The organism is Ensifer sp. GW101-20A05, from assembly GCF_059424735.1.
In genome coordinates this window covers 242,110-254,421 of the sequence record NZ_JBWKZT010000009.1, presented here as the reverse complement: position 1 = coordinate 254,421, position 12,312 = coordinate 242,110, and the positions used below count along the sequence as shown (strand labels likewise).

General features: G+C 62.9%; 14 protein-coding genes. 10 read left to right on the top strand and 4 right to left on the bottom strand.

Annotated features, from left to right (window positions below; all coding sequences use genetic code 11):
- Window positions 1-171 precede the first annotated feature (171 nt).
- Entirely contained in the window at window positions 172-501 is a 330-nt protein-coding gene (locus AC070A_RS22445) for a YciI family protein (RefSeq protein WP_057248479.1), read from the bottom strand.
- A 129-nt stretch (window positions 502-630) separates the two neighbouring features.
- Here AC070A_RS22445 and AC070A_RS22440 point away from each other — a divergent pair, with 129 nt between their 5' ends.
- The 4 genes from AC070A_RS22440 (at window position 631) to chrA (ending at window position 4,283) form a co-directional block, all read left to right on the top strand.
- A complete protein-coding gene (locus tag AC070A_RS22440) occupies window positions 631-897 on the top strand; it encodes a hypothetical protein (protein WP_112997015.1) in 267 nt (88 codons plus the stop codon).
- Between the two features lie 194 nt (window positions 898-1,091).
- The gene (locus tag AC070A_RS22435) at window positions 1,092-1,850 is read left to right on the top strand and encodes an alpha/beta hydrolase (protein WP_492383948.1); all 759 of its coding nucleotides are present in this window, start codon (window positions 1,092-1,094) and stop codon (window positions 1,848-1,850) included.
- 203 nt (window positions 1,851-2,053) lie between these two features.
- Window positions 2,054-2,875, top strand: coding sequence for a chromate resistance protein ChrB domain-containing protein (locus AC070A_RS22430; RefSeq protein ID WP_112997013.1), 822 nt, complete (start codon window positions 2,054-2,056; stop codon window positions 2,873-2,875).
- A 1-nt stretch (window position 2,876) separates the two neighbouring features.
- A complete protein-coding gene (chrA, locus tag AC070A_RS22425) occupies window positions 2,877-4,283 on the top strand; it encodes a chromate efflux transporter (RefSeq protein ID WP_057248483.1) in 1,407 nt (468 codons plus the stop codon).
- A 15-nt stretch (window positions 4,284-4,298) separates the two neighbouring features.
- On the opposite strand, the gene AC070A_RS22420 is transcribed toward chrA, so the two are convergent.
- A complete protein-coding gene (locus AC070A_RS22420; protein WP_057248484.1) occupies window positions 4,299-4,493 on the bottom strand; it encodes a hypothetical protein in 195 nt (64 codons plus the stop codon).
- A gap of 243 nt (window positions 4,494-4,736) precedes the next feature.
- On the opposite strand from AC070A_RS22420, the gene AC070A_RS22415 reads away from it, so the two are divergent.
- The 6 genes from AC070A_RS22415 (at window position 4,737) to AC070A_RS22390 (ending at window position 10,350) form a co-directional block, all read left to right on the top strand.
- Complete coding sequence (locus tag AC070A_RS22415; RefSeq protein WP_492383947.1) at window positions 4,737-5,765, top strand: NAD(P)H-dependent flavin oxidoreductase; 1,029 nt, start codon at window positions 4,737-4,739, stop codon at window positions 5,763-5,765.
- 123 nt (window positions 5,766-5,888) lie between these two features.
- Window positions 5,889-6,821: a LysR family transcriptional regulator gene (locus AC070A_RS22410; RefSeq protein WP_218373230.1), complete on the top strand. Its 933-nt coding sequence runs from the start codon at window positions 5,889-5,891 to the stop codon at window positions 6,819-6,821.
- Window positions 6,822-6,964: 143 nt separating this feature from the next.
- Window positions 6,965-7,678, top strand: a complete 714-nt coding sequence (locus tag AC070A_RS22405) for an SDR family NAD(P)-dependent oxidoreductase (RefSeq protein WP_057248486.1) — start codon at window positions 6,965-6,967, stop codon at window positions 7,676-7,678.
- Window positions 7,679-7,798: 120 nt separating this feature from the next.
- Complete coding sequence (locus AC070A_RS22400) at window positions 7,799-8,038, top strand: tautomerase family protein (RefSeq protein WP_057248487.1); 240 nt, start codon at window positions 7,799-7,801, stop codon at window positions 8,036-8,038.
- 240 nt (window positions 8,039-8,278) lie between these two features.
- Window positions 8,279-9,019, top strand: coding sequence for a response regulator (locus tag AC070A_RS22395; protein ID WP_057248488.1), 741 nt, complete (start codon window positions 8,279-8,281; stop codon window positions 9,017-9,019).
- Window positions 9,016-10,350, top strand: coding sequence for a sensor histidine kinase (locus tag AC070A_RS22390; protein ID WP_057248489.1), 1,335 nt, complete (start codon window positions 9,016-9,018; stop codon window positions 10,348-10,350). Before AC070A_RS22395 ends, AC070A_RS22390 begins: the two co-directional genes overlap by 4 nt.
- Before the next feature lie 141 nt (window positions 10,351-10,491).
- Here AC070A_RS22390 and AC070A_RS22385 read toward each other — a convergent pair whose 3' ends face one another.
- The gene (locus tag AC070A_RS22385; RefSeq protein ID WP_057248490.1) at window positions 10,492-10,908 is read right to left on the bottom strand and encodes an organic hydroperoxide resistance protein; all 417 of its coding nucleotides are present in this window, start codon (window positions 10,906-10,908) and stop codon (window positions 10,492-10,494) included.
- A gap of 315 nt (window positions 10,909-11,223) precedes the next feature.
- Window positions 11,224-12,276 carry an alpha/beta fold hydrolase gene (locus tag AC070A_RS22380; protein WP_057248491.1) on the bottom strand — a complete coding sequence of 351 codons (1,053 nt, stop codon included), beginning with the start codon at window positions 12,274-12,276 and terminating at the stop codon, window positions 11,224-11,226.
- Window positions 12,277-12,312: the final 36 nt, after the last annotated feature.

Genomic DNA, 12,312 nt, shown 5'->3' with positions numbered 1-12,312 from the left:
CGCCGGCGACCACAGCCGCATCGCCTTCCGGCCGACAAAGTGGAAACTCTTCAGAGACAACAGAGAGCAGGCTGTAGCCGCGGAGGCAAAAATCGAGAGCCGCGCCATCGAGATACAGGAACCAACATTGGTCGCCCAGGCCTCTTAGGCAGGGGCGACACATCGTCGGACTTAAGGAGTCTCGAGCGGCCAGACCTCGACCACCCCATGAGCCACCGCGCACGGGGTGCGTGACACCATATCGATCGCTTCGGCCAGGTCTGCGGCCTCGATCACCGCGAAGCCGGCCACAGGAAGCGAAGACGACATGAACGGACCGCTTCGCTTCTCGACATGCGCGGCGTTGGCGTTGCGCACCTGAACAGGCGCTCCGGCGATCCCCATCAAGGCTCCTCTTGCACGAAGTTCCGCATCATGCGCGTGCGCCGCATTACGGACGTCCGCCGCCGTGCGGTCGTAGCCTGCACGGTCTCCATATCCAATGGTCACGAATTTAGGCATCAGCAGTATCCTCCCGGTGACGGCACCTACTTCCGACGGGCTAATTGACAGTCGGGCCGACGGAGCCTTCCGTGAGGGAACGCGGCCGCACAGGAAAAAGTTCGTCCATGCCGCGACAGGGAGGATGCAATGCCGACCATCATCGCCCACCACAAGATCACGAAAAGCGCCGAACACTGGTTGAAATCACCGAAGCGCATGGAGTTCTTCAGCACGCTCGGCGTGACCAGCATTCGAACCTTCGTCGATCCCCAGGACCAGACCCGGGTGGCCATTCTCATGGATGTCCCCGATCTGGACGCCCTGTCGAAAGCCATGCAGACCCAGGCCGCGGCCGATGCGATGGTCTTTGATGGCGTCGTGCCGGAATCAATCGTGATCCTGGTTGAATCATAGGGCACAGTCCGCCCGTATTCTGCCATTGAGGCCAGACGGAACGCACCGGGGAGCCGCCCTTCCCGCGGTGCTTCGCTGCGACCTGAGCCGACCCCATACATTGCGGTACAATTGCTGGTGGCGGCCGACATATCCGGGATACCTCGCCGGACCAGATTGCGATCATCACCTACGGACTCGAAAGGAACGATCGCATGCGGCGCCGAATCATCCCTACTCTTGCCCTCGCCTTTGCAACGAGCGTGGTTGCTTTCGCCGCCCAGGCTGCGGACATCAAGAATATCGTCATCGTGCACGGCGCCTTCGCCGACGGTTCGGGCTGGCGACAGGCCAGCGATATCCTGGAGCGGCGCGGCTTCAACGTGACCGTCGTGCAGGAACCGCTGACCTCGTTTGCCGCCGACGTCGCGGCGACGAACCGTGTTCTGGACCTGCAGGATGGGCCGACCTTGCTCGTCGGGCACAGCTACGGCGGTATGGTGATCAGCGAAGCCGGACATCACCAGAAGGTCGAAGGATTGGTCTACGTCGCAGCGTTTCAACCGGACAAGGGCGAGGATTTGGCAACGCTTGCCGGATCGAAGCCGCCGGCTGCAATGAGCATCAAGGAAACCACCGACGGCAAATATCTCTATCTCGATCCGAAAGCGTTTGCTGCTGATTTCGCCGCCGACCTTCCAGAAGCGGAAGCGGCCTTTGCGGCGAAGTCGCAGGTCTTTGCCGCGAAAGAGGTTTTCACCGCCAAGTCCGGCGATCCGGCATGGCGGACGAAGAAAAGCTGGGCGGTCGTGGCGACCGAAGATCGCGCCATCAATCCGGACCTTGAACGAAGCATGGCGAAGCGCGCCGGCAGCCAGGTAAGCGAAATCAAGGCGAGCCACGCCGTCTTTGCCTCGCAAGCGGAAAAGGTTGCCAAGATCATAGAGACCGCCGCCGAGGACGCCGGCAAATAGCCCGAACACGCCGAGCGTCTGCGTCCTGAGTGCGGCGCACTTCCGCACTCAGGACAGCGGATCGGCGACGTTCTTCCATTCTTGATTGCCGGCTTGACAGTCCGCTCAAAGAGCGGAAAACTTCGCGCATGGGGGTGCGATCACCCCATGAGGCGCCAGCCGAAGCATCGCGTCCATTCAACCGCTCATCCGGAGGACGCGTCATGTCGTCATTTCTCGAAATATCCTCGGAAAAACTCTCTCGCCTCGTCGGCACGCCGAACTGTCCGACACTGATCGATGTCAGGATCGACGAAGATTTCGACGCCGATCCCCGCCTCATCCCAGGTTCTTACAGGCGCGACTACCGCCAGGTTCAGGATTGGATCGACGACGTCGCCAAGGCATCGGCAATCATCATCTGCCAGCAGGGCAAGAAGCTCAGCCATGGCGTTGCCGCCTGGCTTCGCAATGCCGGCATTGCTGCCGACGTGCTCGAAGGCGGTTTCGAGGCTTGGGCGGATGGCGGCTATCCGGCCGTGCCCGCTTCCGCGATACCCGAACGGGACGCCGGCGGAAGGACCGTCTGGGTTACGCGGGCACGACCAAAGATCGACCGCATTGCCTGCCCCTGGCTGATCCGTCGTTTCGTCGATCCGAAGGCAGTCTTCTTGTACGTGGCGCCGTCAGAGGTCGAGATGGTCGGCGAGCGCTTCGGCGCTACGCCCTTCGATATCGATGCTCCGATCCGCTGGAGCCATCGCGGTGAACTCTGCACCTTTGACGTGATGGTCGAGCAGTTCGGCCTTGCAACCGCTCCGCTTCTGCGGCTAGCCACCATCGTGCGCGGGGCCGACACCGCCCGTCCCGAGCTTGCGCCCGAGGCGCCGGGCCTGCTTGCCGCCTCCCTCGGTCTCTCGCGCATGTATGCCGACGACCTGGAGCAACTGGATGCGGGGATGCTGCTCTACGACGCCTTCTATCGCTGGTGCCGGGATGCTACCAACGAGACGCACAACTGGCCCTCGCCCAAGAAGGACCTCTGAGATGACCGATATTGCTGACAAGGCCGCGCCCGAAGTGGCGCGGCAACGGCAAAGCCACGGCATCCCGTTTGGCGAAGCCGTCCGGGTTTGGGCACGCATTGCGGCCCTCAGCTTCGGTGGCCCTGCCGGACAGATCGCGGTGATGCATCGCATCCTTGTCGATGAGAAGCGCTGGATCGGCGAGCATCGCTTCCTGCATGCGCTGAACTACTGCATGCTACTGCCCGGACCCGAGGCGCAGCAGCTCGCCGTCTACATCGGCTGGCTCCTGCACCGGACCGCCGGCGGCCTCGTTGCCGGACTTCTCTTTGTGCTGCCGGGTTTCCTGGCGATCCTCGGCCTCAGCTACATCTACGCCGCCTTCGGCAATGTCACCGTCGTCGAAGGCCTCTTCTTCGGCCTGAAGGCCGCCGTACTCGCGGTGGTCGTCCAGGCTGTCTTCCGCATTGGCGGCCGAGCACTCAAGAACCGAATGATGATCGGCATTGCGGCCGCCGCCTTCGTCGCCATTTTCTTCTTCCGCGTTCCCTTCCCGTTGATCATCCTGGCAGCCGGCGTGCTTGGCTATATCGGCGCTCGCTCCGGTTCGCCGCTCTTTCGCATTGGCGGTGGACACAAGGGCGGCACGGGCCCGGTTCTGAAGGACGAGGACTCCGCGCTCGGCGAGGAAATCCCCGCGCATGCGCGCCCCAACCTTGCATGGTCGCTGCGGATTTCCGGCGTGCTGCTTGCGCTGTGGCTCGTGCCCCTGGCGTTGCTCATCATCGTCCTCGGTCGGGACAGCGTCTTCAGCCAGATCGGCCTGTTCTTCAGCCAGATGGCGGTCGTCACCTTCGGCGGCGCCTATGCCGTGCTCGCCTACGTCGCCCAGGAAGCCGTCCAGCACTACGGCTGGCTGAAGCCCGGCGAAATGCTGGACGGCCTCGGCATGGCCGAGACGACGCCGGGGCCGCTGATCATGGTCGTCCAGTTCGTCGGCTTCATGGGCGCCTACCGCGACCCGGGCACGCTCCATCCAATGATGGCGGCGACCTTGGGGGCGATGCTGACCACCTGGGTGACCTTCGTCCCGTGTTTCCTCTGGATCTTTCTTGGGGCGCCCTTCATTGAGCGGCTGCGGAACAATATCGCGCTCACGGGCGCCATGTCGGCGATCACCGCCGCCGTTGTGGGAGTGATTCTCAACCTTGCCGTCTGGTTCGGGCTGCACACCTTGTTTGGGGAGCTCGTGAGCGGGCATTTCGGGCCGTTCGCGCTCGACATACCGGTGCTAGGGTCGCTGGTACTGCCGTCGCTCCTGCTGACGCTTGCCGCCGGCGTGGCGATCTTCCGCTTCAACGCCTCGGTGATCACGACGCTGCTTGCCTGCGCGCTTGCAGGCATGGCCTGGACGCTGGCAACGAACTGATTGCGAAAGCCGCGCCTAGTCGTCGTGGACCGATTGCGGGAGGTGGAATCCCTCCGGCAATTGCGATCCATAGAAGCGTTCCTCCGGTGGCGGCGGCGGAGGTTCGCGATGCTTCACCGCGCAGGCGGCAAGCACGGCCTTGAGCTGCACTGGCCGATAGTGTTCGACAAGGCTTGGAGATGGGTCTTGCTTGTCCGTCGGTCGCGACATCAGGATCCTCATGGGCAACTCTCGTCACGGAGCGACTGTGCCAGCCAATCGATCTCGCCGCAACTGCTCGGCGGCATGATCGCCCGTTCGACAGTGCGACCATTGTACAGTTGACCTCTGGCCGCTCCGGGTCTCCTTTATGGTGCGGCATAGTCGGGCGATCAATGCGACCGCTCGTCAACCTTCACCTCAGCCCGCGCGCCGCCGGCACGCAAGAACGCACCTTCATTGAGGAAATCGAATATGCAGGATCCCCTGGCGAGACTCGGCCTGAAGCACCCGTTGATCGTCGCGTCGATGGCCGGCGGCCCCTCGTCGCCGGAGCTCGTCATCGCGTCTTCGGCAGCCGGAGCGCTCGGGTCGATCGGCGCAGCCTATTCGAGCCCGGCGGCCATCACCGAGTTCGTTGACAAGGTTCGTGCAGGCACCGACCGTCCTTTTGCGATCAACCTCTTCATCCAGCACCCGCAGCCGCAGATCGACGCGGCGACGGTCGAGCGGGCGGTGGCAGCGACGGCGAAGTACCGTGCGGAACTTGATCTGCCGGCGCCGCAATTCGCCGCACCCTATGAAGAGGATTTCGATCAGCAGTTCGAGGCCGTGCTGAAGGCGAAGCCGGCAGTCCTTAGTTTCGTCTTCGGCGTGCTGCCTGCCGAGTACATGCGGACCGCGCGCAAGTCGGGGATGCTGATCATCGGCACGGCGACGACACCGGAGGAAGCAGGGGCGCTCGAAGAAAGCGGCGTCGATGCGATCACCCTCCAGGGTTTTGAGGCGGGCGGCCATCGCGGCATATTCGATCCCGAGGCCGCGGACAGTGAAATCGGCCTCCGGGATCTGCTGACCCGAACCCTCCCGAAGGCGAAGTTGCCACTGATCGCGGCAGGCGGCATTATGACGGCCGTGGATATCCGGTCGGTCCTCGCCATGGGCGCCAGCGCGGTGCAGATGGGAACGGCGTTCCTCGCGACCGCCGAAGCAGGAACCTCGGCAGCCTATCGCGCCGCACTCCAGGGCACGGAACGCGCAACGCGGACAACGCGCGCCTTCTCCGGCCGGTTTGCCCGTGGCATCGAGAACCGCTTCATGAACGAGCTGGACGCCGCCGCCGCAATGCCCTTCCCGGCCCAGAACAAGTTCACGCGCGATATCAGAGGCGCGTCTGCAGCAAAGGGATCGGCGGACTTCCTCTCCCTTTGGGCGGGAACCGGCAAGGGAGAGCTTTGGCAGGGCTCAGCGGCCGATCTGATCGAGAAGCTGTTTGCCGATTGATCGCCCGCTGCTCCAATTGTGCCCCGACACCGCTGACGAGAGGATGGAGCGGGTCTCTTTACTTCTGTCCAGTTGCGGGTGAATGCTTGCCAATTGGCAATGATCATCGCGAAAGTCGGCAGAATGGATCGTATCGACGCAATGAAGGTCTTCGTAACCGCGGTCCATGAAGGCAGCCTCGCGGGCGCGGCCCGGCGGCTGAAGCGGTCGCCGACGGCGGTCAGCCGCGCCCTGAACCTGCTCGAAGCTCATGTCGGGGTCGAACTGCTCCATCGAACGACGCGATCGTTGAAGCTCAGCGAAGCCGGCCAGCGCTATGCGGCTGCCTGCCGGCGGGTGCTGATCGATCTCGAAGAGGCCGACATGCTCGCAGGTGGCGAACGTGCGGCCCCTCGCGGCACGCTGACGATCTCCGCGCCACCGATCGTTGGCGAAGAGGTGCTGCGTCCGATCCTCGACGAATTCCTCAACCTCTACCCTTCGGTTTCGGCCCGGCTCCTCCTGCTCGATCGCTTCGTAAACCTTGTCGACGAGGGTGTCGATATCGCGCTCCGCATCGGCCATCTCGCCGACTCTTCGCTGATTTCGACACGAATCGGTGGCGATGTCCGGCGTGTCGTCGTCGGCTCGCCTCGTTATCTCGCCAACCACCCGCGGATTGACGAGCCGGCCGATCTCGCCAAACACCAGATCGTCGCCTTTACCAACTTCGGCCTCGATTCCTGGACATTCACGCCAGCCGAGGGCTCGTTGATCCCTCGCACGGTGCAGTTCAAACCGCGCTGCATCGTCAACAGTGTGCGTGCCGCGACCGACTCCGCCGCCGCGGGTACCGGCCTGACCCGGCTCTACTCCTATCATGTCGCGCGCTACGTCAGCGATGGGCGGTTGAAAATCGTGCTGGCTGATGCCGAGCATCCCCCGATGCCGGTTCATCTTCTTGCACCGCAGGGCCGCATGTCGGTTCCGAAGGTTCGCGCCTTTGCTGATTACGCGCTGCCACGTCTGCGGACCGAGTTCGCACGCATGGCAACGGAAGCTGGCACGCTCGCCTGATTATGCCGGTATGCGGTTGATTGATCGCCAAATAGCGTCAATTCTCTCACACATCGGATGGGTCTAAATCTGATTGCACCAACGCCGAGGGCGGAGGACGGGCCACACCAAGCGCCCGTTGCAATCGAAGAAGGACCACATCCATGAGCAATGAGCAGAAGGTCGCCATCATCACCGGTGCATCGCAGGGCATCGGCGCCGCCTTGGTTCAGGCCTACCGCGATCGCAACTATCGCGTCATCGCCACGTCCCGCTCCATTCAGGAAAGTTCGGACGCTGGCATCCTCAGTGTCGCCGGCGATATCAGCAAGCCTGAGACCGCCGAGCGGGTCATTCGCCAGGGGCTGGAACGGTTCGGCCGTATCGATACGCTGGTCAACAATGCCGGGGTCTTCACCGCCAAGCCATTCACCGAGTTCACTCAGGAAGATTATGATCTGAACATGGGTGTCAACGTGGCCGGCTTCTTCCACGTTACCCAGCACGCGGCCCGCGAGATGCTGAAGCAGGGCTCCGGCCACATCGTCAGCATCACGACCAGCCTCGTGAATCAGCCGATTGCCGGCGTCCCGGCGGCCCTGGCGTCTATCACGAAGGGTGGTTTGAATTCCGTGACCCAGGCGCTCGCGATCGAATTTGCCAAGACCGGTGTTCGCGTCAATGCCGTCTCGCCGGGCATCATCAAGACCCCGATGCACGCGCCGGAAACGCACGCGGCGCTCTCGACGCTGCATCCCGTCGGCCGCATGGGCGAGATCCGCGATATCGTCGACGCCGTCCTTTACCTGGAGAATGCCGGTTTCGTGACGGGTGAGATCCTGCACGTCGATGGCGGACAGAACGCCGGGCGCTGGTAACGGCGCAGGTATGTCCGGGAGCGACCGTTACCCAAGCCGGGCCGCTCCTCCCCTCCCATCCATTGCAGATGCGGCACCTTGATGGAGCCGCCAACATCCAGATATGAAGAGGAGACGGCAATGCCGATCGTTACAGTTCAGGTGACCCGCGAAGGCACCACTCCAGACCGCAAGGCGGTCACGGCCGAGGAAAAGGCCGAAATCATCAAGGGCGTGAGCCAGGTCCTGCTCGACGTGCTCAACAAGCCGCTGGAATCGACCTACGTGGTCATCGAGGAAGTAGAGCTCGACAACTGGGGTTGGGGCGGCCTGCCGACCGCGCAATACCGCGCCCAGCGGGACGCTCAGGCAAAAGCCTGACATCGCCGGTCAGACGTTCTTGCAACCCGCCGCTCGACAGCAAGCGGCGGGTTTCGTTTGCGAAATTGTGTCGAAATGTATCCGGAAGTGCTTGCATTACTTTCGCATGCAAGTCTGGATATCGCGAACACACCGAGGACATATCCTGGGCGCCAATGAAACTGAGCGGATGTTCCCCGGCCCTGGCCGGGTGATGCCGCAAGGATGCGAAGACCAAACCGGATTTGAGGAGTTTGCTCGATGGAGCATATCGACCATGTACTGATTGTCGATGACGACCGTGAGATCCGGGAACTCGTGTCTGGTTACCTCAAGAAGAACGGGCTGCGCGCAACGGCAGTCGCCGATGGGCGACAGATGCGCAGCTTCCTCGAGGGAGATACCGTCGATCTCATCGTACTCGATGTGATGATACCGGGCGACGACGGGCTCGTGCTCAGCCGCGAACTGCGCGCCGGCAAACACAAGGCGATCCCGATCATCATGCTGACGGCCCGCAGCGACGAGATGGACCGGATCCTCGGCCTCGAGATGGGTGCCGACGACTATCTCTCCAAGCCGTTCTCCGCGCGCGAACTGCTCGCCCGTATCAAGGCGGTGCTCAGGCGCGCACGCATGCTGCCGCCGAACCTGCAGATCTCGGAGGCTGGACAGCTGCTGCGCTTCGGCCAGTGGAAACTCGACACGACCGCCCGGCACCTGATCGATGCTGACGGCACGGTGATTGCACTCAGCGGCGCCGAGTATCGGCTGCTGAAGGTGTTCATCGACCACCCTCAGCGGGTGCTCAATCGCGACCAGTTGCTCAATCTCACCCAGGGTCGTGAGGCCGAGCTCTTCGACCGATCGATCGATCTGCTCGTCAGCCGGGTTCGCCAGCGGCTCGGCGATGATGCCCGTGAACCGACCTACATCAAGACGGTGCGCAGCGAAGGCTATGTCTTCTCGGTCCCGATTGAGATCGTGGAGGCGCGCGAATGACGGCGAGCGCAGACCCAAAAGGATTTCGACTATGGCCGCGCACGCTCAGGGCGCGGCTCTTCGTTATCCTGCTGGCCGGTCTCACCATCGCGCATGTCATGTCGTTCACCGTTCTGTTCCTCGAGCGCTACATGGCCGCCAGATCGGTCATGTTCGATACGCTCGAAAACGAAATCGCAACGTCGATCGCCATACTCGATCGCCTGCCCGCGCCCGAGCGTGCCTCGTGGCTCGCTCGCCTCGACCGCGACAATTATGGCTTCCTTCTCGGCCCCGGCATTGCGGGCAATCCGTCGCTCGACCCGGCCGCCAGCGAGATCGCGACCAAGATCGAGCGGGCGACTGGCCTTCAATTTCCGGTCAAGGTCGAAACGATCCCGGGCGACCGCCGCCACCTTCAGGCGCATCTGACGCTGAGCGACGGCTCACCGCTGACGATCGACGTCTTTCCCAAGGGTGTCATGCCCCTGGCCGACTGGCTGCCCTTCGTGCTCGTAGCCCAGCTCGCGCTGCTGCTCCTGTGCAGTTGGTTCGCCATGCGTCAGGCGGTGCGCCCGCTCGTCAATCTTGCCGCGGCTGCCGATACGCTCGACCCGAACCGGAACACACCGCGTCTCAGCGAAACCGGGCCCACCGAGGTTGCCTATGCGGCGACCGCGTTCAATGCCATGCGTGACCGTATCGCCCAGTATCTCGAAGAGCGGGTCCAGATTCTCGCCGCCATTTCCCACGATCTGCAGACGCCGATCACACGCATGAAGCTGCGCGCCGAAATGGCGGATGATTTCGCCGACCGGGAGAAGCTGATCCAGGATCTCGGGCAGATCGAAAGCCTGGTCAAGGAAGGCGTCGCCTATGCACGCAGCGCCCATGGCAATGTCGAAAAAGCGACACGCATCGATCTTGCGTCCTTCGTCGAAAGCCTCGTTTATGACTATCAGGACACCGGCAGGGCGGTTACCGCCAGCGATGTCGATAGCGGCGCGATCGTCACCCGGCCCCAGGCGCTCAGACGCATCCTTACCAACCTGGTCGACAACGCACTCAAGTTTGGTGACAGCGCCGAGATCGAGGTCAGGCGGCTGGCGGACGACACGGTGACAATCAAGGTCCTCGACCGCGGGCCTGGCATTCCCGATGATCAGCTGGATGCCGTGCTCAAACCCTTCGTCCGGCTGGAGGACTCCCGCAACCGCGATACCGGCGGAACCGGCCTCGGCCTTGCCATCGCCCAACAGCTCGCGGCCTCCATCAATGCCTCACTGACGCTGACGAACCGCGACGGCGGTGGCTTGGTTGCAGAGCTTGCCATTCGTCATCATCGGGCATGAGGCATAGCAAAGCGCGGCACTTCACACGCCTCCAACTTTTCCACTTCGAAATAGCCAACCCTCCAATCAAAAAGCGGCGGCCTCATCGGCCCCCGCTTCCGTTGGGTCATGTTGCAGGATGCTCCGGCAATCGGAGCTCCGTCAGACGAGGTTGATCGTCACATCGATGTTGCCACGCGTCGCCTTGGAATAGGGGCAGGTCTGGTGCGCAGTATCCACCAATTGACGCGCCACATCCGCGTCGACCCCAGGCAGGCTGACATTGAGCCGAGCCTGCAGGAAGTAACCGCCGTCCCGGTTGCGCAGATCCACCTCGGTATCGACGGCGAGGTCTGCAGGGAGTGCAACCGTCATCTGGCCAGCCGCCAGTCCGATTGCGCCGATGAAGCAGGCCGACCAGCCGGCGGCGAAGAGCTGCTCCGGGTTCGTGCCCGGCCGCAAACTGCCGGGTGAAGAGAGCTTGACGTCCAGACGCCCGTCGTCGCTTCGGGAGGCGCCGTCGCGGCCGCCGGTCGTGTGGGTCTTGCCGGTGTAGAGTACCTTTTCAGCTTCGCTCATCATGTTCTTCCTTTCGACAGGTGTTCTTTTCGGGCCCGATTGCCCTGTGCGACCGTCGAGACACAGATGGCGCTTCGCAGGTGTATGGGATGTTTCACCGAGAAGCGGAAATGTGTGCAAGTCTGCCAAGTACGGGAACGGATACACGCTGATACGAAGGCGGCCATTTCGGTGCGCGGACCTACGCTCTTCGTGAGGACCTCCCCGCGCGGCGCCATAGTGCGCCAGGCACGGTTCCAAAGCACGTCGGCACACAAAAAAGCGCGGGACCAGCGAACCGGACCCCGCGCCTCCACGCAATCTGCGTGAGAAAAACTAGAAACGGTCGACGTCGACGATCGCCTTGGCAAAGGCGGACGGCGCCTCCTGCGGCAGGTTGTGGCCGACGCCGCCGGTAATCAGCCGATGCTCATACTTGCCGGAGAAGCGCTTGACATAGGCCGATGGATCCGGATGCGGAGCACCGTTGGCGTCGCCCTCTAGCGTGATGGTCGGGACGGTAATGGTCGGGAACGCAGCGAGTTGCTTTTCGAGGCCGTCATACTTCGCTTCGCCCTCGGCGAGGCTGAGACGCCAGCGGTAATTGTGGATCGAGATGTCGACATGGTCCGGGTTTTCGAGTGCCTCGGCACTCTTATCGAAGGTGGCATCGTCGAAATCCCACTTGGGCGAGGCAAGCTTCCAGATCAACCGGGCAAACTCCTTGTGGTTCTGCTTGTAGCCGGCATACCCACGCTCGGTGGCGAAGTAGAACTGGTACCACCAGGCAAGCTCGGCCTGCGGTGACAGCGGCTTTCTGTTCACCTCCTGGCTGCCGATGAGGTAGCCGCTGACCGAGACCATCGCCTTGCAGCGCTCGGGCCAGAGTGCGGCGATGATGTTGGCGGTTCGCGCACCCCAGTCGCAGCCGCCGATGACCGCCTTTTCGATCTTGAGCGCGTCCATCAGGGCAATGATGTCCGCGGCGATCACCGCCTGTTGGCCGTTCCGAGGTGTGTCAGCGGAGAGAAACCGGGTCGTGCCGTAGCCGCGCAGATAGGGAACGATGACACGGTAGCCGGCATCTGCCAGCAGCGGCGCCACATCCACGTAGGTGTGGATGTCATAGGGCCAGCCGTGCAGGAGGATCACGACCGGCGCGTCGCGCGCGCCAAGTTCGGCGTAGCCGACGTTCAGGACGCCGGCATCGATCTGCTTGAGGGTTGCGAAGGATTTGTTCGTCCCGGGGGTGACTGCCGGCAGGCGCGGCGCCTCATTGTTTCCCGCTTGCGCTCTGGCGGCTCCCGCTGAAGCGAATTGCGTCGCGGCCAGCGAGAGCGCGATTGCGCCGATGAAACGACGGCGTGGGTGGTTGATTTCGTCCGACATTGATTGCCTCCGGTGAACTGAACTGACATCAGAAAT